Below are 25712 nucleotides of genomic sequence, written 5' to 3' on the forward strand. Positions count from 1 at the left end.
CACGGACGGCGCGTGCGACACGATCCGCCTGAAAACGTTATATTTATATCAATATATTGCATGGTACCGTATTTGGAGGGAAATGAACGCATCCGCCACATCCTGCCGGCCGCGCGGCCGTGCCCAGGCACTGCTGCTGCTGGCACTGGCCACCGGCAGCGCCCGGGCCCAGCTGGTCGCGCCGGCCGATCCGTCCGCCGATCCGCTCGCGGTGCCGAAGCCGGCCACCATCCAGCATCCGCCGGAGGTCGACCCGCGCCCCTACAAGAGCTATGGCGCGGCGGCGCTGGAAATCCTCGCCTTCCAGGTCGCCCTGAACCGGATCGACCATGCCTTCGTGAAGCCGGACGATTACGGCGTCAGCGTCGGCTCGATCCGCCGCAACCTGCACGGCAGCTGGGTCGAGGACCGCGATCCCTTCGAGATCAACCAGTTGGGCCACCCTTACCAGGGTTCGGTCTACTTCAACATCGCGCGCAGCAACGGTCTGACCTTCTGGGAATCGCTCGGCTACGCCTTCGGCGGCAGCGCCGTGTGGGAAATCGCCGGCGAGACCACGCAGCCGTCCCGCAACGACCAGATCACCACCAGTTTCGGCGGCAGCTTCCTCGGCGAAGCCCTGTACCGGATGGCGAACCTGGTGCTGGACCGCGGCGACGGTTCGGCGCCGCTGCTGCGCGAGACCGGCGCCGCCGTGGTGTCGCCGGCGCTGGGCTACAACCGCCAGAGCGGCCGCGCACGGCGCGCCGCGGCGTTGTGGGCCGGCGCCGTCCCGGCCACCTACGGCCGCCTGCAGCTGGGCGCCAGCAGTCCGACCAGCAGCAACGTCGGCCCCTCGCTGGCGACCAAGCGCCGGGAGGTGGCGGCCGACTTCGCGCTCGAATACGGCCTGCCCGGCAAGGACGGCTACACCTGGCACAAGCCCTTCGACTACTTCCTGTTCCGGGCCCGCGTCTCGAACGTGAACGGCGTCGAAAGCCTGAGCTCGCGCGGCCTGCTGTTCGGCGCGCCGTATGCGTCCGGCTCGATCCTGCGCGGCGTCGCCGGCATCTACGGCAGTTACGATTACCTGTCGCCGCAGCTGTTCCGGATCGCCAGCACCGGGGTCACGCTGGGCAGCAATGCCCAGCTGTGGCTGACCGACCGCCTGGCGCTGCAGGGCCACTTCTCGGCCGGCGTCGGCTACACCGCCACCGGCACCATCCGCGCCAGCTCGAGCGGCCAGTACCACTACGGCGTCGCGCCCCAGACCAATCTGGGCCTGCGCCTGATCGGCGGCGAGCGCTTCTCGCTGGACCTGAATTCGAGCGCCTTCGTCGACGGCAAGATCACCAGCCCGGATACCGGCGGCAGCGACCGCGTGCTGCGCGGCGACGCTGCGCTGACCTACCGGATCTCGGGACCGCATGCGCTCACGCTCAAGTACCTGACCTCGCGCCGCAAGTTCTCCTTCCCGAACGTGGCGGAGCGGCAGCAGCGCTACGACTCGGTTGGCCTGTACTACACCTGGATACCGGGGCGCCGCATGGGCGCCGTCAGCTGGTGAGGCCGTCGAGTTCGACGTGACTGGCCGGCAGGAACCAGTTCATCAGCACCGCGCAGATGCCGCCGGTCGCCACGCCCGACTCCAGCACCTGGCGCAGGGCCGAGGGCATGTGGGCGAGGAATTCCGGCACCTGGGACACGCCCAGGCCCAGCGCCAGCGACACGGCGATGATCAGCAGGGCGCGGCGGTCCAGGTGCACGCTGGCCAGGATGTTGATGCCGGCCGCGGCCACCGCGCCGAACATCACCATCGCCGCGCCGCCCAGCACCGGTTCCGGCACCGCCTGGATCACGCCGGCGACGCTGGGGAACAAGCCGAGCACGACGAGGAACAGGGCGATCCACATGCCGACGTGGCGGCTGGCGATGCCGGTCAGCTGGATCACGCCATTGTTCTGGGCGAAGATCGAGCTGGGGAAGGTGTTCAACAGGCCCGCCAGCAGGGAGTTGGCGCCGTTCACCAGCACGCCGCCCTTTATGCGGCGCATCCAGGTCTCGCCTTCGACCGGTTCGCGCGAGACCTTGCTGGTTGCGGTGACGTCGCCGATCGCTTCGAGCGAGGTGACCAGGTAGATCACGATCATCGGGATGAACAGCGACCACGAGAAGCTCAGGCCGAAGTGCAGGGGCCGCGGCACCTGGAACCAGGCCGCCTGGTGCATGCCGGTGAAGTCCAGGCGTCCCAGCGAGCCGGCCAGAAGATAGCCGACCGCCAGCGCGATGATGATGGCGCCGCTGCGCATCCACACCACCGGAATACGGTTGAGGACCACGATGATGGCCAGGACCACGCCGGACAGCAGCAGGTTCTCGCCGTTGGCGAAGGTTCCGTTCGACATCGCCGCGAAGCCGCCGCCCATGCTGATCAGGCCGACCTTGATCAGGGTGAGGCCGATCATCAGCACCACGATGCCGGTGACCAGCGGCGTGATCATGCGGCGGATGAAGGGCAGGATGCGCGACACGCCCATTTCGATGAAGGAGCCGGCCACCACCACGCCGAAGATCGCCGCCATCACGGCTTCGACCGGCGTGCCTTGCTTGACCATCAGGGTGCCTCCGGCGATCAGCGGGCCGACGAAGTTGAAGCTGGTGCCCTGCACGATCAGGAGTCCGGCGCCGAAGGGGCCGAAGCGGCGGCACTGGACGAAGGTGGCGATGCCGGACACCACCAGCGACATCGAGACGATCAGGTTGGTGTCGCGCGCCGACACGCCCAGAGACTGGCAGATCAGGAGGCCGGGGGTGACGATGGGGACGATGATCGCCAGCAGGTGCTGGAGGGCGGCGAGGATGCCGACCATGGCGCGTGGCTTGTCTTCGAGTCCGAGGACCAGGTCAGGGGTGGGATGTGGATGCGTGGCGTGGAGCGGCGGTCGTGTGGTCATGGGCGCGGGCTGGGCAAAAAGCGGATTCTACACTTTCGCCTGAACCATTTCTCCAACCGGGGCCAGCGCACGCTTGCCGCGTGCTCCTGAACGGAAGTGCTGGATGTTCTAGAATTATCTGCCTGCCGGTCCGCCGACATGGAGGATGACGCATGAACTTGCTTGATGCCATCAATGATCCGGCCGAGCTGCGCAGGCTGCCGCGGTCCCGGCTCGCGCCCCTGGCCCGCCAATTGCGCCAGTTCCTGCTCGAATCGGTGTCGCGCACCGGCGGCCACCTGTCGTCCAACCTGGGCTCGGTCGAACTGACGATCGCGCTGCACTACGTGTTCGACACCCCGCGCGACCGCCTGGTGTGGGACGTCGGCCACCAGTCCTACGGCCACAAGGTGCTGACCGGCCGCCGCGGCCGTATGCACACGCTGCGCCAGTTCGGCGGCATCTCCAGCTTTCCCCGGCGCTGCGAAAGCATCTACGACACCTTCGGCACCGCCCATTCGTCGACGGCGATCTCGGCCGCCCTCGGCATGGCCGAGGCCGCGAAGCTGGCCGGTGAGGATTGGCTCACGGTGGCCGTCTGCGGCGACGGCGCCATGAGCGCGGGCATGGCCTATGAAGCCCTGAACAACGCCGGCCACGACCCCGACCTGCGCCTGCTGGTGATCCTGAACGACAACGGCATGTCGATTTCGCCCTCGGTAGGCGGCTTGAGCCGCGCCCTGGATCCGGCACGGTCGCGGCCGGCCCTGTTCGAGGATTTCGGGTTCGGGTACGCCGGGCCGGTGGACGGCCACGATCTCGATGCCCTGATCCCCGCCCTCGAGGCCGCCGGGCGGCGCAAGGGACCGCAATTCCTGCACGTGCTGACCCGCAAGGGCAAGGGCTATGCACCGGCCGCGGACGCGCCCACCCTCTACCACGGCACCGGCAAGTTCGATCCGGGACTGGGGCTGCCCGCGCCGGTGCGCGCCAAACCGACCTATACCGAGGTCTTCGGCGACTGGCTGTGCGATATGGCGGCGCTGGATCCACGCCTGGTCGGCATCACGCCGGCGATGCGCGAGGGTTCCGGCATGGTGCGCTTCGAGCAGTTGTTTCCGGAGCGCTATGTCGACGTCGGCATCGCCGAACAGCATGCCGTGACCTTTGCCGCCGGCCTCGCCACCGAGGGGATGAAGCCGGTGGTCGCGATCTACTCCACGTTTCTCCAGCGTGCCTACGACCAGTTGATCCACGACGTCGCGCTGCAGAACCTGGACGTGACCTTCGCCATCGACCGCGCCGGCCTGGTCGGTGCGGACGGCGCCACCCATGCCGGCAACTACGACATGGCCTTCCTGCGCTGCATCCCGAACATGGTGCTGATGGCCGCCTCGGACGAAGGCGAATGTCGGCGCATGCTGACCACCGCCTATCGGCATCCCGGACCGGCCGCGGTGCGTTATCCGCGCGGCAGCGGCACCGGTGTCGGGGCGGGGGCGGAACTGGAGGAGATCCCGATCGGCCAGGCCGAACTCCGGCGGCGCGGACGCGATACCGCCATCCTGGCTTTCGGCTCGATGCTGGCGCCCAGCCTGGCTGCCGGCACCGAGCTCGGTGCGACGGTGGCGAACATGCGCTTCGTGAAGCCGCTCGACGTCGACCTGCTCCTGCGCCTGGCGCGCGAGCACGAACAGCTGGTGACGGTGGAAGAGGGCGCGGCCATGGGCGGGGCCGGATCGGCGGTGGCGGAAACTCTGGCAGCGGCCGGCATCGCCAAGCCCCTGCTGATCCTCGGCCTGCCCGACGCCTTCATCGAGCATGGCGACCCGGCCCAGCTGCTGGCTGCCGTGGGACTGGACGCCGGCGGCATCGCCGCAGCGATCCGGCAGCGGTTCGGCATCACGGAATCGCGGCTTGTGGTGAACGCTGACTGAGGCAAACCGCGATGCTCCCCGATGCCACTGCCAGCCTGCCGGTGCAGCCGGCCGCCAGCTCCTTCTCGATGGCGATGCGGATCCTGCCCGCCGCGCAGCGCGCCGCCATGCAGGACATCTACGGCTTTTGCCGCGCCGTGGACGACGTCGCCGACGGCGATGGCGCGCCGCGGGAGAAATGCGTGGCGCTGGAGCGCTGGCGCGAGGATGTCGACGCCTGCTTCCTGGGCACCGGGCCGGCGCCGCTGGCGTCGCTGACGCGCCACATCCGGCGTTACGGGCTGGCGCGCGAGGACTTCCACGCCATCATCGACGGCATGCTGATGGATGCCCAGCCAAGCCCGATCTGCGCGCCGCCGGCCGCCATCCTCGACCTGTATTGCGATCGCGTCGCCAGCGCCGTCGGGCGGCTGTCGGTGCGGGTGTTCGGCCTGCCGCCCGGCGACGGCATCCTGCTGGCCCACCACCTCGGCCGCGCACTGCAGCTGACCAACATCCTGCGCGACATCGACGAGGATGCCGCCATCGGCCGCGCCTACCTGCCGCGCGAGCTGCTGGAAGACGCCGGCATCGGCGACATCACCTGCGCCTGGGGGGCCGGTGCGATCGCGGCCCATCCGGGATTGGCGGCGGCCTGCACCGGGCTGGCGGCCCAGGCCTGCGGACATTACGGCGCCGCCCGGCAGGTGCTGCGCCGCCACCCTGGTGCCTGTTCGCGGGCGCCGCGCCTGATGGGCGCCATCTACCAGGCGCTGCTGGCGCGGCTGCTGGCGCGCGGCTGGGACAGTCCGCGCGAGCCGGTGCGGATCGGAAAGCTCGAACGTATCGGCATCCTGCTGCGGCATGCGGTCGTCTGAGTCAGCGCCCCTCTGCGACCGCGTGCGAAACCATCCGCACCAGCGAAGCGCCGTAGGGATTGCTGACGCTGTGCGTGACGAGGATGTCGACCGGCGTCGCGGCCCGGCCGTAGTCGGCGGTGCCGACCCCGATCGGCCCGGCCGCGACGCTGACGTCGCCGCCGATCTTGAACGAGGTCGAGAGCAGGGAGTTCAGCGCCTTGTCCGTCATGATCAGCGCCACCATTTCGGTTTCCTGGGCGCCGGCCTGCAGGCCGAGGCTGCCCGTCGCCATCCGGTAGAAGGCGGGACCGTTCCAGCCCGTGCCGCTGCGGTTATGGGCGATCACCAGCGCCGAGCCGGCCGAGCCGCCGACGATCAGGCCGGCCTGCAGTATCCGCGGACCGATCATGACCGCCTTGGCCTCGCCCACGTGGTCGCGGAACCAGCTCATGCCGGGATCGCGCATCTTGAACATGATGACCTCGCAATGCTTGCCCGGAAGTGGCGACAGTCTGAGGGCATCTCGCACCGCCGCGCAATTGGACTTTCGGCCATCTGTGGCTATCATGAGTACAGCGCTATGGGAGAAAATATGGACGGGTCCGTACCGCTCATCTATCTGGTCGACCGGGACCGCGGTGCCCTGCAAGGCATGTCGAGCCTGCTGCGGGCCGAAGGTCTTGCTGCGCGCGAGTTCGCAACGTCCGCCGCCTTCCTGAGCGCCCACGATCCGCAGGCGGCCGGCTGCGCGGTCGTGGACATCGGCATGCCCGGCCTGGACGGCCTGGCGCTGGAGCGCGCGGTGGTCTTCGTCAGCGGCGACGGCGACGTCGGCCAGGGCGTGCGCGCGATGAAGGCCGGCGCCGTCGATTTCCTGACCAAGCCCTGCGAAGCCGGGGAGCTGCTCGGCGCGGTCCGGCGCGCACTGGAAAGGGACGCACGCGAGCGCGCGGTGCGGTACGAACTGGCGCGCATCCGCGCCCGGCTCGACTCGCTGACGCGGCGCGAGTGCCAGGTGCTGCGGCAGGTGGTGGCCGGGCGCCTGAACAAGCAGATCGCGTCGGACCTCGGCATCGCGGAAAAGACGATCAAGGTGCACCGGGCGCGGGCGATGGAGAAGATGGGGGCGGGCTCGCTCGCCCAACTGGTGCGCGAGATGCTGGAGCTGGATGCGGGCGCCGTGTTCGGCGCCCAGTATGCCGACCTGCACTCAGCGAACGAGGGTGCCTGAGATCCTGAACCGCACGGTCACCAGCAACCCCCGTCCGGTCGGCCCATCGCCGAGCGTGACCGTGGCACCATGCGCGTTGGCCACGCTGCGCACGATCGACAAACCCAGCCCGCTCCCCCATTCGGCATGGCCCGCGCCCCGGTAGAAACGGTCGAATACCCTTTCACGCTCCGCCGGCGGGATGCCGATCCCGTCGTCGGCAACCTGCAGCAAGACCTCCTGGCCGGTATGGGCGACGGTGACGTCGACCCGGCCACCGGAGGGTGTATAGCGCAAGGCATTGTCGAGCAGGTTGCCGATCAGGATATGCAGGCTGTCGGCGTTACCGGACAGGGAAGGTCCGCCGGGGTCCGTTTCGCTCTCGACGATGCCCAGGTCGATGCGCCTGGCGCTGGCCTGGTCGTAGCGCTCGCCGATGCAGGCGCGCGCCAGCTCGAGCAGATCGACCGGCGCCGGGGCCGCGTCGGCCGTGCCGCCTTCCTGCCTGGCGGCGGTGAGCAGCTGCTGGACCAGGCGGATTGCACGATCGAGGCGCTGGTGCAGCTTGGTGAAGGCGACTGTGCGCTGCGCGCCGTCGGTGGCGCGCTCCGCCAGCTGCAACTGCAGCTGCAGGGCGGTCAGCGGCGAACGCAGTTCATGCGCCGCGTCCGCCACGAAGGCGCGCTGGCTGTGCAATGCATGGTCGAGGCGCAGCAGGAGGTCGTCCATCGCCGCCACGACGGGCTTCAGTTCGGGCGGCTGGTCGCGCTCCGCAAGCGGCTGGAGGTCGCTCGGCGAACGGCGGCCCAGCGCCTGCGCGAGCCGGTTCAAGGGCTTCAGGCTGCGCCCGACGACGGCATAGATCAGCACCCCCAGGATCGGCAGCATGGCGAGGAAGGGGAGCAGCGAGCGCAAGGCAAGGCGCGCCGCCAGTTCCTCACGCGCGGACACGGATTGCGCCACCTGTACCCGGTCGCCTTCCCGCTCGGCAAGATACACCCGCCATCTGTCGTCGCCGCCGGCCAGCGTCGAATAGCCGGGCCGCGCCGCCGCCGGCAGGCCATGCTCGGCGGTGGAGATGTATTTGAGCCGGCCGTTGCGGTCCCAGACCTGGATGACCACTTCTTCCTCGGGGTCGCCGTGCTGGCGCCGCGCCGGCGACGCCGCCTGGGTGGTCGGCAAGGTCGTCGCCATCTGGCGCAGCTGGTAGTCGAACAGCTCGTTGGATTCCTCCAGGACCTTGAAGTAGATGGCGCCGCCCGCAAGGACGGTGCAGGCCAGGGTCCCGCCCACCAGGCCGAGCAGCAGTTGGCTGCGGATTGTCCTCATGCGGTCCTCATCGGGTGATCATGAGGCCAGCGGCGCCAGATAGCCGACGCCGCGCACATTCTTGATGAAGTCCGCGCCGAGTTTCTTGCGCAGGCGGTGCACGTAGACGTCCACGGTATTGCTTTCGACTTCCTCGTTCCAGCCGTAGAGCTTCTGTTCGAGCAGTGCCTTCGACATCACGCGCCCGGGCGGGTCGAGCAGCGCCGCGAGGAGGGCGAATTCGCGTGCCGACAGCGGCAGCGGCTGTCCGTCGAGCAGGGCTTCGTGGGCGGTCATGCGCAGGATCACGCCGCGATGCACGATGTCGGGCTGGGTGCGGCCGGCGCCGCGCCGGAGCAGGGCGCGCACTCTCGCGAACAGCTCTTCCAGGTCGAAGGGCTTGACCAGGTAGTCGTCGGCGCCGCCATCCAGCCCCTGTACGCGGTCGGCGGTGCTGTCGCGCGCGGTGATGATCAGTACCGGCGTCTGGCCGCCACGGCTGCGGTACTGGCGCAGCACCTCGAGACCGTCGCGGCCCGGGAGGCCGAGATCGAGCAGCAGCAGGTCGTAGACGTCCGTCACCAGCGCCAGCAGCGCGGCCTGGCTGTCCTGTACCCAGTCGAGCGCATAGCGTTCGCCGCGCAGGCCTTCGGCGATGCTGTCGCCGATCATCGGGTCGTCCTCGATCAGCAGCAGGCGCATGGAAACCCCTTTACTTAGATACGTTGAAAATCGCGCCGCCAGCTTACCGCAAACCGCGCCCTCACGGGCCGACCACGACCATCGTGAAGGTCTTGTCGACCGCGGTCGGCAGGAATACCTTGCGGCTTGCCGGATCGAAGGCCATCGTGCGGGCGCCCTTCAGGGTCGGCACCTCGACCGCCGGCGCATAATGGTCGGCGTCCAGCTGGCGCACCACGCTCAGCGTGCCCGCGCCGTTCGAGGAAAACACGGTGGCGCTGCCGGCATCGTAGTAGGCGGCGTCCGGATGGTCGCCGATCGCGACGCGCGCCACCACCTTGCCGCTGGCGCTGTCGGTGACCATCATCGTGCGGTTGCCGCACACCGAGAACAGGCGGGCATGGGTGGTATCCAGCGCCAGCCCGCTCGGTTCCTCGCAGCCGGCCAGCGGCCAGTGCGCCAGTACGCGATCGGTCCCGGCGTCGATCGCAACGATCTCGTTCCTGTCCTCGATGTTGACGTAGACGCGCTTGCCGTCGGTGGCGGCGAACTCCGGCTTGCCGCCGACCGCGATAGTGGCAAGCGGCTTGCCGCTGGCGGCGTCGAACACGCTCACGTCCTGGCTCTTGCCGTTGAAGGTGTACAGCTTGCGGGTGGCGGGATCGTAGAGGATGGCGTCCGGGTTCGCGCCCTTCACCGGGAGCTCGCGCTTGACCTGCAGGGTGTCGAGGTCGAACACCGTGACGCTGTTGGCGCGGCCGTTGCTGGTGAAGCCGAGCTTCAGGTCCTGTGCGAAGGCCACGTCGTGCACGCCGGCCGTGCCTGCGATCTCGCCGACCGGCTTGCCGGTCCCGGCGTCGAGCACCTGCACGTGGTCGCCGCGCGTGACGAACAGGCGTTCGCGCTGCGGATCGAGGGCGAGATAGTCCCAGCGCGTGGCGGGACCGAGGTCCCAGCGCTGCTGCACGGCGTAGCGGGCGGCTTCGGCGGCGGCGGCAAGCGGGGCTGCCGATGGCAGGCAGGCCAGCAAGGTGGCGACGGCGAGGAAGGGCTTGGTCAGGACGGTTTTCACGGTTTCTCCTTGGGATGAACAACGTTGAACAGGACCGGCATCAGCAGCAGCACCAGCGGCAGCTGCACGACCAGCCCGGAAATGATGGCGATCGCCAGCGGCTGCTGCATCTCGGAGCCGCGCCCGAGCGCGAAGGCCAGCGGCAGCAGCGTCAGGATGGCGGCCAGGGTCGTCATCGCGATCGGCCGCATGCGGTTCAGCCCCGCCTCCAGCAAGGCCTGTTCGCGCGGACGGTCAAGCGCGAGTTCCTGCTGCTCCGAGTAGTAGAAGATCGCGACCTCGGTGGCCATGCCGATGATCATGGTCATGCCCATCATGGCCGAGATGTTCAGCTCGATCTTCGTCAGCCACAGGCCGATGAACACCGCCGACACCGCCAGCAAAGCCGTAACGAGGATCGACAAGGCCAGGCGGAAGCTCTCGTACATGAACAGCAGCAGCAGGAATACCAGGGCGCTGGCGGCGGCAAACACCGCCATCAGGCCGTGGAAGGCGATCTGCTGCTGCTCGTACAGCCCGCCCAGCTGGTAATAGCTGGCGGAAGGCAGCGCACCCGGCCGGGCCATCATCGTGCGGACGTCGGCGATCACCGAGCCGAGGTCGCGCCCGCTGATGCGAGCCGTGACGGCCACCATGCGCTTGAGGTTTTCACGCGTGATCTGGGGCTGGCCGGTGAGCGCATGGATCTCGGCCACGCGCTGCAGCGGGAATACGTGCCCATCCGGCGCCACCACGCGCAGCTGGCGCAGGTCGGTCTCGGTGGCGCGCAGGTTCCGCGGCACCCAGACACGCACATCGACCATCTTGACGCCGCCCGGCACCCGGGTCGCGACCGTGCCGCTCATCACGCTGCCGACGTAGCGGGTGATCGCATCGGCATCCATGCCTTCGAGCGCGGCCCTGGCCGGATCGACGCGGATATCCATGGCGTCGCCGGCCGGGTTGATGCCGTTCTTGACGTCGACCACGCCATCGATCTTGCCGAGGCGTTCCGCCACCGCGCGCGCGCTTGCAGCGAGGGCGTCAGGACGGTCGCCGAAGATCTTGATCTCGACCGGTTGCGGCACCGCGGTCAGGTCGCCGATCAGGTCTTCCATGAGCTGGGCCATCTCGACCTCGATGCCCGGCACCTGGTGCTCGATGCGGCCGCGGATGTCGTCCATGACCTGGTCGACCGGGCGCCGTCCCGAGGGCTTGAGGCGGATGAAGAAGTCGCCCTCGTTGGCCTCGTTGATGCTGCCGCCCAGGCCGGCGCCGGTACGGCGCGAATAGCTGGCGACATCGGGCGTGGCGCGTACGATGCCTTCGACCTGGCGCAGCAGGCGGTCGGTTTCGGTGAGCGCGGTGCCGGGCGCGGTGCGGTAGTCGAGCACGAAGCCGCCTTCGTCCATCGCCGGCATGAAGCCGGAGCCGACCGCGCGGTAAGCGAAGAAGCCGGCCAGCAGCAGCGGGGCCACGCCCACCAGCACCAGCCAGGGGCGCGCCAGCAGTGCGCCGAAGATGCGCCGGTAGCGCGCGTGCAGCCAGCGCACCAGGCGCGAATCGGGCGCGTGCTCGGCGTCGCGCGCGTTCAGGAAGTGGTCGGCCAGCAGCGGCACCGCCAGCCAGCTGATGAGGAAGGAGATGAACAGCGCCGCCGCCATCGTCAGCGAGAGGGCCTTGAAGAAGGCGCCGGTCACGCCGCTCAGGAAAGCCAGCGGCACGAAGATCACCAGGGTCGAGGCGCTGGAGCCGGCCAGCGGGCGCAGGAACTCGAGGGCGGCGGCCATCACGCGCTTGTGCACCTCGCCGTCGCCGCCCTGCAGGCGCCGCATGATGTGCTCGATCATCACGATCGCATCGTCGATGATCAGGCCGACGGCCGCCGCCATGCCGCCGAGGGTCATGATGTTGAAGCTCATGCCCAGTACGTAGAGCAGCACCACGGTGCTGGCCAGCACGGCGGGTACGACGACGATCGCGATCAGCGTGACCTTCAGGTTGCGCAGGAACAGCAGCAGCACCGCCGCCGACAGGCCGATGCCGATCAGGACGGCATCGCGCACGCTGGAGGCCGACGCCGTCACCAGCTCGCTCTGGTCGTACCAGCTGGCGATCTGCACACCTTTCGGCAGCTGGGCGCGCAAGCCGTCCAGCCGGGACTTGATGTCTTTCGCGATCTGCACGCTGTTGCTGCCGGGCTGCTGGTAGACGGAGAACAGCACGGCGTCGCGGCCGTCGGCGGTGACGCGGGTCCAGTTCGGGGCCGCCCCAAGCTCGACGCTGGCGACGTCGGTGAGCCGCACCAGGGCGCCGGAGGGGTTGCGCAGCACCAGCGCGCGCAGCCGCGCCAGTGAGTCGAGGCGGGTGTCCGACACCGCGAGGTAGAGTTTGTAGTGGTCTTCCAGGCGGCCCACCGCGCTGATCACGTTGGCGCTCGATACGGCCTTGGCGACGTCGTCCAGCGCCAGGCCGACCGCCGCCAGGCGAGCCGGATCGACCGTCACCCGGTACTCCTCGACCGCGCCGCCTTGCACCTGCACACGGGCGACGCCGTCCACGCTCGACAGCGCGGGACGCAGCTGGAATTGCGCCAGGTCGTGCAGCGCGGTCGCCGACAGCGTCCGCGAGACCAGGCTGTAGGCGATGATCGGGAACACGGTCGGGTCCATGCGCCGCACCAGCACCTGGGCCGACGGCGGCAAGCTGCCCTGGACCTGGGCGATGGCGGCGTTCACCTGCAGTGCCGCGGCCGCCATGTCGAGGCCCCAGTCGAAGTTGATCGAGACCTCGGCCGCGCCACGGCTGGTGGTCGAGCGCACGTTGCGCACCCCCGGCACCCGGCGCACCGCTTCCTCGACCGGACGGGTGACCAGCATTTCCATTTGCTCGGCCGGCTGGTCGCCGGCATCGATCGAGACCACCACGCGCGGGAAGTCCACGGTCGGGAACAGCGATACCGGCAGCCGGAACGCCGCGACCAGGCCGGCCAGCGCCAGCATCGCGAGCAGGAACAGGATCGAGCGCCGATGCGCCTGGGTCCATCCGGCCACCGTCATCGCGCGCCCTCGCGTACCGGCATGCCGTCCAGCAGCTCATAGTTGCCGAGCACGACCACCGGCAGTTGTGGATCGAGCCTGCCGTCGACGCCATAGCTCGGGCCGTTCTCGCCCGCCACCGTCACGGCGACGCGGCGCGCATGGCCGTTCGCGACCTGGAACAGATAGCTGCCCCGGTCGTCGCTCAGCACCGCCTGGCGCGGGACGCTCCAGGCATTGTCCTCGCCGAGCGTGATGGCCGCCTCCACGCGCGTGCCGACCGCCAGGCCCGCGGCCTGGCTGGCCGACAGCTCGACGTTCGCGGTCACCATCTGGGTCTTCGGATCGACGATGCCGTCGACCGTGGCGATGCGCGCCGCGATCGGGACGGCGCCGTCCAGCAGCGGCTTGATGTTCACCGCCATGCCGGGCTTCACGGCCGCGCTGCGCGCCGGTTCGATCGCCAGCAGCGCGCGCGGGTGGCCCGTCGGACCAAGCTGGACGACCGCTGCTCCGGCGGCGAGCCGGTCGCCCTGGGCTGCCGGCAGCGCGGCTACGACGGCGTCGAACGGCGCCGTCAAGCTCAGCGTCGCGTGGGCGCCGCCCAGCCTTGCCTGCGCCGCCAGCGCGGCCTGGCTGTCCTCCAGCTGCTTGCGCGCCGCGTCGACCTGGGATTGCGTCGCAAGCTGCAAGCCTGCCAGTTCCTGCTGGCGTTTCAGTTCGCGCTGGGCGAAGCCGACCGCATTGCTTGCCTGCGTATAGGCGGCCACGGCATTCGGATCGGTGCCGATCACCGCGAGCGTATCGCCGCGTCGTACGCGCTGACCCAGCACCAGGGGCAAGCGCAGCAGCTGGCCGGCTTGCGGAAAGCTGAGCGTTTCCGGCTTGGCGCTGGCAATTTCGCCGAAGGTGGCGAGGGTCCTGGCCAGGGCCTTCTGGGCCACCGCCTGCGATTGAACCAGCACGCTGGGGGCGGCCGCCTTTTCGGGCGCGGTGTCAGGCGCGGCGGCACCGGCATGCCAGTGCCAGGCGGCCCCCGCGCCCAGCGCCACGGCCAGGGTGCCGATGACGAGAGTGGAAGTCTTCATTGTTGTTGATGTCCTGACGTGGATGCATCGGGGGCGATCCCGAGCAGGGTTTGCAGCGCGACGCGCTGTTCGGCGATCTGCTGCCGCAGGGCGATCCGCTCGGCCTCCTTGGCCAGCAGCGCCGCGCGTGCATTCGCGTAGGCGAGCGCATCGACCAGGCCGGCGCGACCGGCGAGTTGGCTGTTCCGGATAAGCGGCTCCAGCCGGGCCAGCGCGGCGTCGACGGATTCGAGCTGCCGGCGGTCCAGGCGCTGCTGGTCGAGGATGGCGCGGATCTCGTTGCGCGCGGCCTGGACGCGTACCTGGTACTCGTCGTGCAGCTTCTGGCGCGTGGCCTGTTCGATGGCGATGTTGCCGCGGTTGCGGTTCAGCAGCGGCAAGCTCAGTGTGATGCCCAGGCTGTTGGAATAGACGTTGCTGTTGTCGCGCGAGCGGGTCAGGCCCACGTTCAGGGCAGGGAACTGGGCCAGCAGCGCGGCGCGGTAACGCTGGTCCTGGGCCGCGTAGCCCGCCACCAGGGCGCGCAGGTCGGGACGGCCCTGCGGCAGCTCGGCCAGTGCGGCCTGCGCCGCATCCTCGTCCGCGAAGGCGTCCGGCGCGCCGTCCTGCAGGCGCAGTTCGTAGCGGGCGTCCAGCCCCAGCAAGGTATTCAGCTCGTGCGCGGTCTGGTTCAGCTGGCGCTGCAGGTCGAACATCTGCTTATCGATGTCCTGCAGTGCGGTGAGATTGGGCAGTACAGCGTCGCTGGTGAGCAGGCCGCGCTGCTGCGCCTGTTCGGTACGGGCGGCACGGTCGGCGAACAGCTTGCGGTTCTCCTCCAGCACGGCCAGCAGGCGCCGGCCATGGCTCAGGCGAACGAAGGCCAGGCGCGCTTGCGAAACGACCTGCCATTCCTGCCACAGCAGCGCCAGATCGGTCTTCCGCACCTCGGCCTGGGCGGCGCGCTGGCCGGCGGCATGGCTGATCAGGGCGCCGACGTCATAGCTCAGGCCGAAGCTGAAGGCGCGCGTGGCGCCGGGACCGCCGGCACTGTTGGACAGGTCGCCGGCCAGCGCCAGCTGCGGATCGGGCAGCAGGCCGGCGGCGAACGCCTGTGCGCGCGACACCGCAAGATCGGCGCGCGCCAGTTTCAGGTCGGGATTGTTGACCACCGCGAGCGTGGCCACCTCGATTTCATCGAGGCCGTCGCGCGGGTCGAAGGGGTGCGCCGCCAATACGGCAAACGGCAGGCTGTGCGTGTCGACCTGGATCAGGCCCGGATTCCCGGGCAGTTCCGGGACCGGTCCGAGGGGCAGCGGCCGGTAGTCCGCACAGCCGGCCAGGGCCAGGCAAAGAATAGTTGAAACGAATCGTTGGGCCATCGTAACTGGACATGAATAGCATCGATGCCCAGCTTACGGATCGAACAATGAACAGATTATTAAAGGAGCGCGGCGTGGATCCTTCCGGTCGCGTCAGCGTCCGCCTTTCTTCCTGAGCAGCTCGTCGCCGCACAGGCCGATGCACAGCAGGGCGGCCGCCGCCAGCTGGCACCATGCGGCGGGCAGGGCGGCCATTAGGTGCAGCGGCTGGCCGGCCAGGGCCTGGGCCAGCGTAGAGCCGGCCGTCACCGCCAGGAAGGAGAGGAAAAGGTGCAGCTGGTGGGCGCCCAGCCGGGTCCAGGGCGTGCAGCAGCACAGCAGGGCCGGCAGGACCAGCAGGGTCATCGAACCGCTGCCGGCCACCGTCCCGCAGACGGCCCCGAGCCCGAACAAGGCCGCCAGCGCCAGGCCGCCGGCTTTGATCCCACCGCGGCGCCGCGTCCGCGCCCGCATGTGGGGCGGGCAGGCAGCGCGAAAGCGCCGCAGCGAGCAGGCCAGCAGCGGCGCACAGGCCAGGGTATTGATCAGGTGGGGCAGGGGGCCGGTGCGGGCGCCGAAGCTCCAGCGCTCGAGGATGGCCCAGCCGAGGAAGGAAAACAGCAGGGCGGCGAAAGCAAGGTTCGCCGGCGACCGCCTGGCGGCGGATGGAACTGTAACCACGGTTTCAAACTTCATGTCAGCCGCTCCCGGTATTGACACAAGGCTTCAGCATGCGTCAACGATGTTCCGGGGCAACTGAGCTGAATCAATCTTCGGGCGTGCGCGCCACCGGCAAGTGCCAGTCGTAGCGGATGGCCGCCATCCGCAGGCCGAAGCACAGGGCGGCGCCGGCGCAGGCCATCGGCGCCGACGGCAGCCCGAGCACATGGCCGATCACCACCACGCTGGCGCCAGCCAGGGCGGCCACCGCGTACACCTCGGCGCGCAGCACGGCCGGCACCTCCGACAAAAGCACGTCGCGCGCGACTCCGCCGCCGACGCCGGTCAGCATGCCGAGCAGGGCCGCCATCATCGGCTCGAGGCCGAACACCAGGGCCTTCTGGGCGCCGGCGACGCAAAACAGTGCCAGGCCGGCGCCGTCGAACACCATCACCGGGCTTTTCAGGTGACGCAGCTTCGGATACCAGAAGAAGATCAGCAGGCCGGCCAGCACCGACACCACCAGGTAGCGCCAGTCGCTGAAGGCGGCCGGCGGTGTGGCGCCGATCAGCACGTCGCGCACGATGCCGCCCGAGTTGGCGGCCACGAAAGACAGCACCAGCACCCCGAAGATGTCCAGCCTGCGCCGGACGCCGGCGGTGGCGCCGCTCAGGGCGAACACGAAGGTGCCGACCAGGTCGAGGGTCAGCACCAGCGTTTTCAGGGCCGCCGCCACGTCGAGGGAAACTGCGGGGAACATCGGGACGTCTTTACTGTTCAGTCAAAGGGGGCGAACACTATAGCATCGCAGCCGGGAAATCAAGCGCCCGGCCCGCCCATGCGGGATGATTTCGTCGTACACTGGACAATACGATAAGAACAAGCACCCACCAGCCTTTCGCGACCCATGATCATCTCATCCGCAACCGACTTCCGCGAAGCCGCGCGGCGCAAGCTGCCGCCCTTCCTGTTCCACTACCTCGATGGCGGCGCCGGCGCCGAGCAGACCCTGCGCGCCAACGTCGACGACCTGCAGCGCGTGAAGCTGCGCCAGCGTGTGCTGCGCGGCTCCGAGCAGCTCGACCTGACGACCCACTGGTTCGGCCAGGACCACGCGCTGCCGATCGCGCTGGCGCCGGTCGGCCTGGCGGGCATGTATGCGCGCCGCGGCGAAGTGCAGGCGGCGCAGGCGGCCGGCCGCTTCAACATCCCCTTCATCCAGTCGACGGTGTCGGTGTGCCCGCTGGCGGAGGTGGCGGCCAAGGCGCCGAAGCCGATCTGGTTCCAGCTGTACGTACTGAAGGACCGCGGTTTCATGCGCGACGTGATGCGCCGCGCCAGCGAGCTGGGCGCGACGACGCTGATCTTCACCGTCGACATGCCGGTGCCGGGCAACCGCTACCGCGACCTCCACAGCGGCATGAGCGGGGACGCCGGACCGCGCCGCCGCATGTGGCAGGCGATGCTGCACCCGCGCTGGGCCTGGGACGTGGGCCTGTTCGGCCGCCCTCACGACCTCGGCAATATCTCGGCCTACCGCGGCCACGCGACCGGGCTCGAAGACTATATCGGCTGGCTCGGCTCCAATTTCGATCCGGGCATCAGCTGGCAGGACCTGCAGTGGATCCGCGACGAGTGGAAAGGCCAGCTGGTCCTGAAGGGCATCCTGGACGTCGAAGACGCGCGCGACGCCCTGGCCTTCGGCGCCGACGGCATCGTGGTCTCGAACCACGGCGGCCGCCAGCTCGACGGCGCGCCCTCGTCGGCCAGCGTGCTGCCGGCGATCGCCGACGCGGTGAAGGACAAGATGACGATCTTCGCCGACGGCGGCGTGCGCACCGGCACCGACGTGTTCCGCATGCTGGCGCTGGGCGCGGACGGCGTCCTGATCGGCCGCGCCTTCATCTACGCGCTGGCGACCCAGGGCCAGGCCGGGGTCGAGCGACTGCTGGCGATCATGGAAAAGGACCTGCGGACGAACATGGTCCTGACCGGGGTGAAGAGCGTGAGCGAGATCGGTCCCCACCTGCTGGCCGCATAGACGGGAGCCGCCGCCATGCTGCTGCTCCTGGTCTTTTTCGCGGGTCTCTGGGCCGGCGTCCAGAACACCCTGGCCGGGGGCGGCTCCTTCGTCACCCTGCCGGCGCTGATCCTGTCCGGGATGTCGCCGCTGGCCGCCAACATCACTTCCACGGTCGCCCTGTTCCCCGGCCAGCTCACGGCGGGCTATGCCGGCCGCAGGTTGGTGAGCGGGGCGGCCGGGCTGCGCTTCCGCACGCTGTTCGTGCTGAGCATCCTCGGCGGCGCGGTAGGCGGATTGCTGTTGCTGCATACTTCGCCGAAGGTGTTCGCGCGTCTGGTGCCCTGGCTGGTGCTGTTCGCCACCGCCGTGTTCACCTGGGGCAGCTTCTTCCGCAAGGCGTCCGCCGAAAAGGCGGCGCATTTGGGGCCCATCGCCACCGGCGCCGCGCAATTCCTGATCGCGGTCTACGGCGGCTATTTCGGCGGCGGCATCGGCATCCTCATGATGGCGGCGCTGACCATGGCGGGACTTTCGGCCCGCAATGCCGGCGGCACCAAGAACGTGCTGGCGGGCGTGATGAATGCGTCGGCGGTGGCGCTGTTTTTGACCTCGCCGGAACTGCACTGGCTGCAGGCGGGCGTGCTGGCGATCGGTGCCATCCTCGGCGGACTGGCGGGCACCTGGGCGCTGCAGCGGGTGAACGAAAAGGCGCTGCGTATCGCCATCGTCTGCATCGGCGTGGCCCTCACGGTCGGGCTGTTCCTGCGGCCCTTGTAAGGTCCGGGTCCAGCCAGGTGAAGATCGCCGGCCAGATCCGCGCATGGGCGCTGCGGCCGACCAGCACGCCGACGTGCTGCAGGTTGACGCCGATATCGCCTTCGTAGTGCAGCACCTGCTTGCGCGGGCTGGCAGCCGCCTCGTGGAAGGGCAGCACCGCCGCCGGCGGGATCAGTTTGCTGCGCGGATCGATCACGCTCAGCAGCGGCGTGCTGAGCTCGCGCGGACCGATGCGGCGGCCGCCGATGTCCAGCTCGCCCTGGGTCAGGGCATCCCGGCGGTAGAGCGATTCGACCAGTTCGGCGAACAGCCTGCCCGGCAGCGCGAACTCGTCATGGGTCCAGCGTTCCACCTGCATATGGGTGACGAGGGCTTTCGGGTCGGCCATCGACAGCCAGCGATCCAGCAAGCGCTCCCACTGGAAGGCCTGGGGCTCGGCCATGGCGCTCATCGTGTTCAGGAAGACGCCGGGGACGTGGCCGAAGGTCTCGGCGATCTGGCGCGCATCCGGCGTCGCCTTCACCAGCTTGTTGAAGCAGCAGAAGGCCGGCTGGAAATGCAGCGGCGACTCCAGCAGGACGGTGGCGCGCAACTGGTCCGGATACAGGCAACTGTGGACGGCGGCCAGGATGCCGCCGAGCGAGTGGCCGGCAATTACGGGTTTGCCCTCGGCGCCATCGGCGGCGATCGCCTGGCGGCAGGCGCCCAGCAGGCGGTCGGCGTAGTCGGCCAGGCCATAGTCCTGCGCCGTGGCGTCGTCGTCGAGAGGGAGCCACTCGGCCAGGTAGACCCGGTAGCCGCGCTCCAGCCAGCGCTTCACCACGCTGACCTCCGGTGCCAGGTCCCAGATATAGGAACGCTTGATCGGCGCCGGCACCAGCAGCACCGGCGCAGCCTCGGCCGCATGCGGACCGTAGCGGCGCAGGTTCAGGCCCGGCTCGGAGTGCAGGATGGTGGACGGCGTGGGCCTGGGGCCGTAGCCGGCCCGTTCAAGCATCTGGCCGCGCGCCTGGCGGCTGCGGTCCATCTGCTTCAGGGCCATGGCACCGATGGCGCCAAAGGAATTCCAGTTGGTCGGATACATGACAGCCTCGTCTCATTCAGGAAGAGTGCAAATGTACGCGATGCTTGCGGGCCTTCCAATCGGCGTCCGGATGAATGACGCTTGCGCTTGAGGTCGGCCAAATGTTTGGCTTCAAAGACAGTTCCTGTCAACAAATTGCGGGCCCGGCCCGGCTTGCGCTAGCATGCGCTCATGCCTTACCGCCTGCTCGCCGATGGGGTTCTGCTGTTGCACCTCGGCTTTATCCTCTTCGTCGTATTCGGCGCGTTGCTGGTTGCGCGCCGGCGCCGCTGGCTGCCCGTGCACCTGGCGGCGGCCGGCTGGGGCGTGCTGATCGAGGCCACGGGCGCCGTCTGCCCGCTGACCTGGGCCGAGCTGTATTTCCGCCGGCTGGCCGGGGAGGCCGGCTACCACGGCGGTTTCATCGACCATTACCTGGTCCCGCTGATCTATCCGGCGGGCTTGACGCGCGAGATGCAGATCGGGCTAGGGATGGGCGTGCTGGCCATCAATGCTGTTCTGTACGTGTGGATCTGGCGCCGCCGTCCCGTTCAAGCCCGGCGACGCAGGCGGCCGGCGTAAGCCCGCGCAAAACCGTCGAGGACCTGCGTGGGCAGCATTTTCACCATGCCGTGCAGGATGAGCGGCACGAGCACCAACTCGTCGACGGCGCCGAGTACCGGCAGCGCGAAATTGGCCGGCTCGACAGCGAACAGCGCCAGGACAGCCAGCCCGGGCAGCAACCACGCCGGGCGACGCTCATGCCGGATAGCGAACCAAAGCAGGCGCAGGTCCTGGCTGGCGACCATGCGCCACAGTGCAAAGATGCGTTTCAAGGCGTTCTCCTCCAAGGCTTGGGGCGTTTCGTGCTCCCTATATGGGTCGCCCAGGCCTGAACTCAATAAGAAAACGAAGAGGGCGCCTCACGCCGGCGCGCCGGGCCGCGTTGTTCTTGAAATGACGGTGGTTGCTCCCACGGCAACGTCGGCATACACTGATGATTTGCATGACATTTCAAGTATGCGGCGTTACCTGATTACCATCATTCTTGCAGCTGCTCTCGTGCTTGCGTTCCAGTACCTGAAGCAGTCAGGTATTGCCTACGCAGTGATCCTTGTATTGGTTTGCGCTCCATTGATGGCGCGGCTTTGCGCACCGATTTTCATGGATTTGTTATCAAGATTCATCGACTTTTCCGAAAGCTCGGCGCTCGGCGCCATGCAGGGAAGGTACTACAGCTTCGATGAGCAGCGAATTCGGTTCTTCGTCGTTAACGGCACCGTTTGGGTAGCCGAGTCCGACGTGGCTGGTATCCTGCTCCAGGCAATCACCGAGGGCGAACGACGGCAACTCGGCGGAGAGTACGGCCTCGTTCCCGGAAAAAGATTTCGCGGCTTCACGGAAGATGGGATCAAGCGGCTGCTTGCCGCACGGCTCGGTGATCGCCATGCGACGCGGCAGATAGTACGGTTCAATCATTGGCTGCAAAGCGAGGCATTTCCCAATGTTTGGCGCTTGCCCGGTTCGGGTGCCTGATCGTTCAAAAGTCGGACGGCAACTTTTATGTCGAATTTTCAGTGACGTCGACAGGCCAAATGACCTGCGCTCGTGTCTTGGCGGCCGTTTTGAACAGTCGAGTTACCGATCTTTCGTTTCTGACCGACACTAGAGTCGAGTTTTTCAACACAATAGGGCGGTAGTGGACTGTTCGGGTAGGTCTGCACCCGCCCAGAAGCGCACTGAGCTTGCCCTCAAGCCAACTCTCTGGCGCCGCGAAAAAATCACGAGCTGACTAGCTGTGGATAGGTGTAGCATGGCATTTTGGCAATCCCGCCGTTTCGGAAGAAGTCTTCATGCGCTTACCCCTCGCCCGTCGCTCCGTCCGCACAAGCGCCGTCGTGCGGCGCTTGTCCACCGCGGTTCTCGCGCTGTCCGTGATCGCGGCCTGTTCGACGCTGCAGTGGCGGCCTGACAGCATGGCCACTGCGCCGGTGATCGACGGTTTCGGAGTGGACGGCATGGAACCCTCCCAGGCTAACGAAGCCGCGCGCCGCCTGTTCGCGCAGGGCATGGCCCAGGTCTACGGCTTCAACGAGGTCGAAGCCATCCGCTCCTTCAAGGCCGCGCTGGCGCAAGATCCCGATTGTGCGCTGTGCGCCTGGGGTGTGGCTTATCAGATGGGACCGAACATTAACGATACCGAGCGCCACGATCTGCGCGAGGCGCTGCGTTATGTGGACTACGCGCTCAAACACAGCGCGGGCAGTTCGGAACACGACCGGGCGCTGATCGATGCGCTCGCCGTGCGGTATGGGATGAACTCGGGCACGGACCGCGGCGCCTTCGCCACCGTCGCGATCCAGGCGGAAATCTGCGGCGCGGCTGGGGCAAAACGGGCCGATCCACTCGACATCGTGTATGCCGAGCGCATGCGTGAGCTGGTTGCGCGCTTTCCCGGCGACCCGGATATCCTGTCCATCTACGCCGAAGCCGAGCTGGTGGCCACGCGCGCCGACTGGTGGGACCGGCGCACCGGCCGGCCGGCCGGGCGCGTTGGCGAACTGGCCGACATGCTCGAACAAGGCCTGGTGCTGCATCCCGAACACATCGGGCTGAACCACTACATGATCCACACGGTCGACGCGGTGCCGGTGGCCCGGCGCGCTGAAGCGTCGGCCGACCGACTTGGCGCGCTGGCTCCCAAGTCGCCGCATTTGCTGCACATGCCGTCCCACACTTACGCCCAGCTGGGCCGCTATGCCGACGCCACCCGCGTTAATCAGGCGGCGGTCGCCGCCGATGCGGCCATGGAACTGGAATTGAAACGCCAGAATTTCTCGGACAGCAAGGACTGGCGCGGCCACAATCTGCACTTCCAATGGTATGCCGCGTTGATGGAGGGGCGCGGTGACCTGGCGCTGTCGACGGCGCGCACACTCGCCCTGCGCGGCAAGGGCAACAACACGTATCACGAATACCTGCGCAGCTTGCCGATGCTGACCCTGCTCCGCCTGCAGCGCTGGGACGCATTGCGCGAGGAGCCGCTGCCATCCGGCGAAAAGGGCGTCGCGGCGGTGATGGGGCAAATGGCGAGTGGCATCGCCTTGGCGCACGCGGGCCAGCGCAGCGCGGCACAGGCGGCGCAAGCGCGGCTGGACCCGGCGGCCGATACGCTTGTCAAGGAACACCCCAGCGATGGTAATGTGGACAAACTGATCCGCAGTCTGGCACGCACTGCACAGGCGCAATTGCGCGCCGAAATTGCCTGGTCCGACCAGCATGCCGACGAGGCCCTGGCTCAGCAGCAGTCGGCCGTGACGGCCTCGTATGACGCGGAAGCCACCGAGCCGCCGACGCTGGCCGGCGGTCCGGGTTTGCGCCTGGCCGCCATGCAATTGCATGTACGCCGCTACGCGGCGGCCGAACAGAGCTTCCGCGCCCACCTGGCGGAACATCCGGGCAATGGCTGGGCCTTGCAAGGCTTGCGCCAAGCGCTGGCGGCGCAGGGCAAGCAGAGCGAAGCACAGGCCACCGAGCGCGAGCTGGAACGCAACTGGAAGCAGGCCGACAGCGGTTTACGCTCGACGGCGCGATGAGTTCCGGCCTCAGTCCTCGTGCGCAGGCGGCGCGAACCGGTAGTCAAGGTGGGCGAACGCATGGCCGGGACTGACTGTCAGCACCTATCTTGCGGCAGGAGCGGACATGGGAAACCCAAACACTTCCGCAGCGATTTGCATGGACTTGAAAGCTTGGAATGAAAAAACTAATCTTTGCAGTATGCGTGACGTCGGCAGCCAAACTGGTCGCGGCGCAGGAGCTCCCGCCAAACCCGTATGAGAGCTGGGGAGTTTGTCCTTTCGAATGCTGTACTTATCGGGAGTGGACAGCGGACGCCGACATTCCCGTTCATGAAAAGCGTAGCGAGCAATCCCGGATCCTGTACCGTTTGCATGCCGGCGAACGTGTCGATGCCTTGACAGGCGTCGTCGTCACCAAGAATCCTGCGCCAATCCATATCGACCATGCAGTAAACGACGGTTTCACGAAAGGCAGCGAACGTCCCCTGCTATCCTTCAAGCCCGGAGACGTTATCTACATGTTGGCGCCATTAGGCGAAGGGTTCTACCTGTACTGGTATCAGGGCAAGGTCTACCGCAGCGGCATCGAGCTCGCCGCGATGCCGGGCGTCGAGGGAAATGGCATGACGCTGACATGGTGGAAACAGGTACGGAACAAGACAGGAAAGCTTGGCTGGACTCGATCCGATCACTTTCAAAACGCTGACGCTTGCGGATAGGCGCTAATTTCACGGTAACTTACTGCTGAAGCTGGGCTTGATCCGTCAGCACGAACGTCCGGCGTTCCCAGACACACCTGCACTCAGTGAACCAACAACGCCGGAATCCGCGCCTCGGCCAGCACGGTCCGGCTAGCCCCACCCAGGCAAAGCTCGCGCATGCGGCTGTGTCCATAACAGCCCATCACCAGCAGCCCAACACCCAGCTCATCGCCCATGGACAGCAAGGCACGGCCGATGTCGCCGGCGCGGCTGGCCGAAGCGTCGCGCACCAGCACCTCGGCCCGCACCCGGTGCCGCCCCAGGAAGCCGAGCAGGTCGTCGCGCTGGGCCTGGCATTCGGCCGGGGCCAGCGCGGGTCCGGACAGCATCGCAACCGTCACCGCTTCGGCGCGCCGCAGCAGGGGCACCGAGGCGGCCATCGCGGCGGCGGCTTCGCGGCTGCCGTCCCAGGCCAGCAGCACGCGGTGGGCGAAGCCGGCGGAAGGCAGCCCGTCCCCGTGCGGGATCACCAGCACCGGGCGGGCGCTGTTCATGATCACGTAATCCGGCAGGCGCAGGACGTGGTCGGACAGCGATTCGGCCGGATCGTCCTGGCTCACCACCAGCAGGTCGGCGAAGCGCGACAGCATGGCCAGGCCGTCGTCGGCTTCGTCCATGATCAGGCGGGCATCGTGTGGCACGCCCTGTTCGCTGGCGATGGCCTCGAAGCGCCGCAGCGCCTGGCGCGCCTTGTCCGCCAGCGGATCGAAGCATTGGGCGGCCAGGGTGCCGGGGCGCATCTGGTAACCGTTCGGGAAGACGGCGCGCGACACGCCCAGCATGGCGGCACCGGTCAGGTGGGCGCCGTGTTCGCGGGCGAGCAGGGCGGCGGCGTGGATGCGCGCCGGGGCGTGGCGCGAGAGGTCGGCGTGGACCAGGATGGATTGCAGCGACATCGGCACCTCCAGAGGGAAGGAAAAGCGGAGAGGCGCGGCCTCGTCATGCGGCCGCACCCGAGGTGGCGCCGGCCGGGGAAGCGGATGCGGTCCGCGCGCGGCGCGTCCGCGCATGCGCGGCGGGCCTGGCGGCGCCGGCGCGCGCTGTGGCAGGGCAAGGTCGGCGCTGATGCGGTGCAGGGACAGGATGTCCGTGAGGGCCGCCACCAGCTGGCGGGCGATGCCGAGCTCGCCTTCCTCGACCTGGGGCAGGACGTGGTGCATGGCGGCGAGGACGGCCGCATTTTCCTGGCGCTGTTCGTGCACCCGCTCCTCGAGCCGCTTGACCCTGCAGGCTTCCATCACGGTCTCTTCGTGCCGCAAATGCGACTCGACCTCCGCCACCAGCTCGACGTAGTCCTGCGCAAAGCCCTCGTCGGGCTCGCTGGCCGCGTGGGCCAGCCGCGCGCACAGATGGCGGCGCGCGTGGCGCAAAGCCGCCGAATAGATCGGCGGCGAGACGGGTGGGCGGTGCGGGGTCATCGCTGAGGCGGCCTTGGCGGCCCGTTTC

At 68.3% G+C, this 25712-nt stretch carries 23 protein-coding genes; 10 read left to right on the forward strand and 13 right to left on the reverse strand.

Going from position 1 to position 25712, the window contains the following annotated elements:
• The first annotated feature begins 82 nt into the window (after positions 1-82).
• On the forward strand, positions 83-1546 hold the full coding sequence (locus AC1DOP_RS21710) for a DUF3943 domain-containing protein (RefSeq protein ID WP_477253292.1): 1464 nt from the start codon (positions 83-85) through the stop codon (positions 1544-1546).
• On the opposite strand, the gene AC1DOP_RS21715 is transcribed toward AC1DOP_RS21710, so the two are convergent.
• On the reverse strand, positions 1536-2933 hold the full coding sequence (locus AC1DOP_RS21715) for a nucleobase:cation symporter-2 family protein (protein WP_477253294.1): 1398 nt from the start codon (positions 2931-2933) through the stop codon (positions 1536-1538). The two genes, AC1DOP_RS21710 and AC1DOP_RS21715, sit on opposite strands and share 11 nt — an antisense overlap.
• 152 nt (positions 2934-3085) lie before the next feature.
• Between AC1DOP_RS21715 and dxs the strand changes: the two genes are divergently transcribed.
• Together dxs and hpnD are read left to right on the forward strand one after the other, a co-directional pair.
• Entirely contained in the window at positions 3086-4849 is a 1764-nt protein-coding gene (gene dxs / locus AC1DOP_RS21720; RefSeq protein WP_442123299.1) for a 1-deoxy-D-xylulose-5-phosphate synthase, read from the forward strand.
• Positions 4850-4860: 11 nt separating this feature from the next.
• Entirely contained in the window at positions 4861-5706 is an 846-nt protein-coding gene (hpnD, locus tag AC1DOP_RS21725) for a presqualene diphosphate synthase HpnD (protein WP_477253296.1), read from the forward strand.
• A gap of 1 nt (position 5707) precedes the next feature.
• On the opposite strand, the gene AC1DOP_RS21730 is transcribed toward hpnD, so the two are convergent.
• Complete coding sequence (locus AC1DOP_RS21730) at positions 5708-6163, reverse strand: lipid-binding SYLF domain-containing protein (protein WP_477253298.1); 456 nt, start codon at positions 6161-6163, stop codon at positions 5708-5710.
• A gap of 117 nt (positions 6164-6280) precedes the next feature.
• Between AC1DOP_RS21730 and AC1DOP_RS21735 the strand changes: the two genes are divergently transcribed.
• Positions 6281-6919: a response regulator transcription factor gene (locus AC1DOP_RS21735; protein WP_442123296.1), complete on the forward strand. Its 639-nt coding sequence runs from the start codon at positions 6281-6283 to the stop codon at positions 6917-6919.
• Here the strand turns inward: AC1DOP_RS21735 and AC1DOP_RS21740 are convergent.
• The 8 genes from AC1DOP_RS21740 to AC1DOP_RS21775 form a co-directional block, all read right to left on the reverse strand.
• A complete protein-coding gene (locus AC1DOP_RS21740; protein ID WP_477253300.1) occupies positions 6899-8227 on the reverse strand; it encodes an ATP-binding protein in 1329 nt (442 codons plus the stop codon). The two genes, AC1DOP_RS21735 and AC1DOP_RS21740, sit on opposite strands and share 21 nt — an antisense overlap.
• Before the next feature lie 18 nt (positions 8228-8245).
• Positions 8246-8908: a response regulator gene (locus AC1DOP_RS21745; protein WP_477253302.1), complete on the reverse strand. Its 663-nt coding sequence runs from the start codon at positions 8906-8908 to the stop codon at positions 8246-8248.
• A 61-nt stretch (positions 8909-8969) separates the two neighbouring features.
• Entirely contained in the window at positions 8970-9959 is a 990-nt protein-coding gene (locus AC1DOP_RS21750; RefSeq protein WP_477253304.1) for a YncE family protein, read from the reverse strand.
• Positions 9956-12997 (reverse strand): efflux RND transporter permease subunit, encoded by a 3042-nt coding sequence (locus tag AC1DOP_RS21755; protein ID WP_442123292.1) that lies wholly within the window; start codon positions 12995-12997, stop codon positions 9956-9958. The genes AC1DOP_RS21750 and AC1DOP_RS21755 overlap by 4 nt, the downstream gene beginning before the upstream one ends.
• Positions 12994-14064: an efflux RND transporter periplasmic adaptor subunit gene (locus tag AC1DOP_RS21760; RefSeq protein ID WP_477253307.1), complete on the reverse strand. Its 1071-nt coding sequence runs from the start codon at positions 14062-14064 to the stop codon at positions 12994-12996. The genes AC1DOP_RS21755 and AC1DOP_RS21760 overlap by 4 nt, the downstream gene beginning before the upstream one ends.
• On the reverse strand, positions 14061-15425 hold the full coding sequence (locus AC1DOP_RS21765) for a TolC family protein (protein ID WP_477253309.1): 1365 nt from the start codon (positions 15423-15425) through the stop codon (positions 14061-14063). The genes AC1DOP_RS21760 and AC1DOP_RS21765 overlap by 4 nt, the downstream gene beginning before the upstream one ends.
• Positions 15426-15518: 93 nt before the next feature.
• Positions 15519-16100, reverse strand: a complete 582-nt coding sequence (locus AC1DOP_RS21770; protein ID WP_442123289.1) for a hypothetical protein — start codon at positions 16098-16100, stop codon at positions 15519-15521.
• 70 nt (positions 16101-16170) lie between these two features.
• Positions 16171-16824 (reverse strand): trimeric intracellular cation channel family protein, encoded by a 654-nt coding sequence (locus AC1DOP_RS21775; RefSeq protein ID WP_442123288.1) that lies wholly within the window; start codon positions 16822-16824, stop codon positions 16171-16173.
• 147 nt (positions 16825-16971) lie between these two features.
• Here AC1DOP_RS21775 and lldD point away from each other — a divergent pair, with 147 nt between their 5' ends.
• Both lldD and AC1DOP_RS21785 read left to right on the forward strand, forming a co-directional pair.
• Entirely contained in the window at positions 16972-18105 is a 1134-nt protein-coding gene (gene lldD, locus AC1DOP_RS21780) for an FMN-dependent L-lactate dehydrogenase LldD (protein ID WP_442123287.1), read from the forward strand.
• Between the two features lie 15 nt (positions 18106-18120).
• On the forward strand, positions 18121-18864 hold the full coding sequence (locus tag AC1DOP_RS21785) for a sulfite exporter TauE/SafE family protein (RefSeq protein ID WP_442123286.1): 744 nt from the start codon (positions 18121-18123) through the stop codon (positions 18862-18864).
• Here AC1DOP_RS21785 and AC1DOP_RS21790 read toward each other — a convergent pair.
• Positions 18833-19948, reverse strand: coding sequence for an alpha/beta fold hydrolase (locus tag AC1DOP_RS21790; RefSeq protein ID WP_477253313.1), 1116 nt, complete (start codon positions 19946-19948; stop codon positions 18833-18835). The two genes, AC1DOP_RS21785 and AC1DOP_RS21790, sit on opposite strands and share 32 nt — an antisense overlap.
• Before the next feature lie 171 nt (positions 19949-20119).
• On the opposite strand from AC1DOP_RS21790, the gene AC1DOP_RS21795 reads away from it, so the two are divergent.
• A complete protein-coding gene (locus AC1DOP_RS21795; RefSeq protein ID WP_442123284.1) occupies positions 20120-20509 on the forward strand; it encodes a DUF2784 domain-containing protein in 390 nt (129 codons plus the stop codon).
• On the opposite strand, the gene AC1DOP_RS21800 is transcribed toward AC1DOP_RS21795, so the two are convergent.
• Entirely contained in the window at positions 20479-20763 is a 285-nt protein-coding gene (locus AC1DOP_RS21800; protein WP_442123283.1) for a hypothetical protein, read from the reverse strand. The genes AC1DOP_RS21795 and AC1DOP_RS21800 overlap by 31 nt on opposite strands.
• A 184-nt stretch (positions 20764-20947) precedes the next feature.
• Between AC1DOP_RS21800 and AC1DOP_RS21805 the strand changes: the two genes are divergently transcribed.
• From AC1DOP_RS21805 to AC1DOP_RS21815, 3 genes are all read left to right on the forward strand, one after another.
• The gene (locus AC1DOP_RS21805) at positions 20948-21463 is read left to right on the forward strand and encodes a hypothetical protein (protein ID WP_442123282.1); all 516 of its coding nucleotides are present in this window, start codon (positions 20948-20950) and stop codon (positions 21461-21463) included.
• 317 nt (positions 21464-21780) lie between these two features.
• Positions 21781-23523, forward strand: coding sequence for a hypothetical protein (locus AC1DOP_RS21810; RefSeq protein ID WP_477253315.1), 1743 nt, complete (start codon positions 21781-21783; stop codon positions 23521-23523).
• 158 nt (positions 23524-23681) lie between these two features.
• On the forward strand, positions 23682-24224 hold the full coding sequence (locus tag AC1DOP_RS21815; RefSeq protein ID WP_477253317.1) for a hypothetical protein: 543 nt from the start codon (positions 23682-23684) through the stop codon (positions 24222-24224).
• An 83-nt stretch (positions 24225-24307) separates the two neighbouring features.
• Here AC1DOP_RS21815 and AC1DOP_RS21820 read toward each other — a convergent pair whose 3' ends face one another.
• A complete protein-coding gene (locus tag AC1DOP_RS21820) occupies positions 24308-25684 on the reverse strand; it encodes a universal stress protein (RefSeq protein WP_477253319.1) in 1377 nt (458 codons plus the stop codon).
• Positions 25685-25712: the final 28 nt, after the last annotated feature.

The sequence above is a fragment of the Massilia sp. 01N410 genome, assembly GCF_056399665.1.

Bases quoted from the DNA above. Each gene is read 5' to 3' on its own strand.
- AC1DOP_RS21810 (WP_477253315.1), top strand. From the start codon at position 21,781: ATGCGCTTACCCCTCGCCCGTCGCTCCGTCCGCACAAGCGCCGTCGTG.
- AC1DOP_RS21790 (WP_477253313.1), bottom strand. From the start codon at position 19,948: ATGTATCCGACCAACTGGAATTCCTTTGGCGCCATCGGTGCCATGGCC.
- AC1DOP_RS21775 (WP_442123288.1), bottom strand. From the start codon at position 16,824: ATGTTCCCCGCAGTTTCCCTCGACGTGGCGGCGGCCCTGAAAACGCTG.
- AC1DOP_RS21785 (WP_442123286.1), top strand. From the start codon at position 18,121: ATGCTGCTGCTCCTGGTCTTTTTCGCGGGTCTCTGGGCCGGCGTCCAG.
- AC1DOP_RS21745 (WP_477253302.1), bottom strand. From the start codon at position 8,908: ATGCGCCTGCTGCTGATCGAGGACGACCCGATGATCGGCGACAGCATC.
- AC1DOP_RS21760 (WP_477253307.1), bottom strand. From the start codon at position 14,064: ATGAAGACTTCCACTCTCGTCATCGGCACCCTGGCCGTGGCGCTGGGC.
- AC1DOP_RS21805 (WP_442123282.1), top strand. From the start codon at position 20,948: ATGCGGCGTTACCTGATTACCATCATTCTTGCAGCTGCTCTCGTGCTT.
- AC1DOP_RS21795 (WP_442123284.1), top strand. From the start codon at position 20,120: ATGCCTTACCGCCTGCTCGCCGATGGGGTTCTGCTGTTGCACCTCGGC.
- AC1DOP_RS21755 (WP_442123292.1), bottom strand. From the start codon at position 12,997: ATGACGGTGGCCGGATGGACCCAGGCGCATCGGCGCTCGATCCTGTTC.
- AC1DOP_RS21710 (WP_477253292.1), top strand. From the start codon at position 83: ATGAACGCATCCGCCACATCCTGCCGGCCGCGCGGCCGTGCCCAGGCA.
- AC1DOP_RS21770 (WP_442123289.1), bottom strand. From the start codon at position 16,100: ATGAAGTTTGAAACCGTGGTTACAGTTCCATCCGCCGCCAGGCGGTCG.
- lldD (WP_442123287.1), top strand. From the start codon at position 16,972: ATGATCATCTCATCCGCAACCGACTTCCGCGAAGCCGCGCGGCGCAAG.
- AC1DOP_RS21820 (WP_477253319.1), bottom strand. From the start codon at position 25,684: ATGACCCCGCACCGCCCACCCGTCTCGCCGCCGATCTATTCGGCGGCT.
- AC1DOP_RS21730 (WP_477253298.1), bottom strand. From the start codon at position 6,163: ATGTTCAAGATGCGCGATCCCGGCATGAGCTGGTTCCGCGACCACGTG.
- AC1DOP_RS21765 (WP_477253309.1), bottom strand. From the start codon at position 15,425: ATGGCCCAACGATTCGTTTCAACTATTCTTTGCCTGGCCCTGGCCGGC.
- dxs (WP_442123299.1), top strand. From the start codon at position 3,086: ATGAACTTGCTTGATGCCATCAATGATCCGGCCGAGCTGCGCAGGCTG.
- AC1DOP_RS21715 (WP_477253294.1), bottom strand. From the start codon at position 2,933: ATGACCACACGACCGCCGCTCCACGCCACGCATCCACATCCCACCCCT.
- AC1DOP_RS21815 (WP_477253317.1), top strand. From the start codon at position 23,682: ATGAAAAAACTAATCTTTGCAGTATGCGTGACGTCGGCAGCCAAACTG.
- AC1DOP_RS21735 (WP_442123296.1), top strand. From the start codon at position 6,281: ATGGACGGGTCCGTACCGCTCATCTATCTGGTCGACCGGGACCGCGGT.
- AC1DOP_RS21740 (WP_477253300.1), bottom strand. From the start codon at position 8,227: ATGAGGACAATCCGCAGCCAACTGCTGCTCGGCCTGGTGGGCGGGACC.
- hpnD (WP_477253296.1), top strand. From the start codon at position 4,861: ATGCTCCCCGATGCCACTGCCAGCCTGCCGGTGCAGCCGGCCGCCAGC.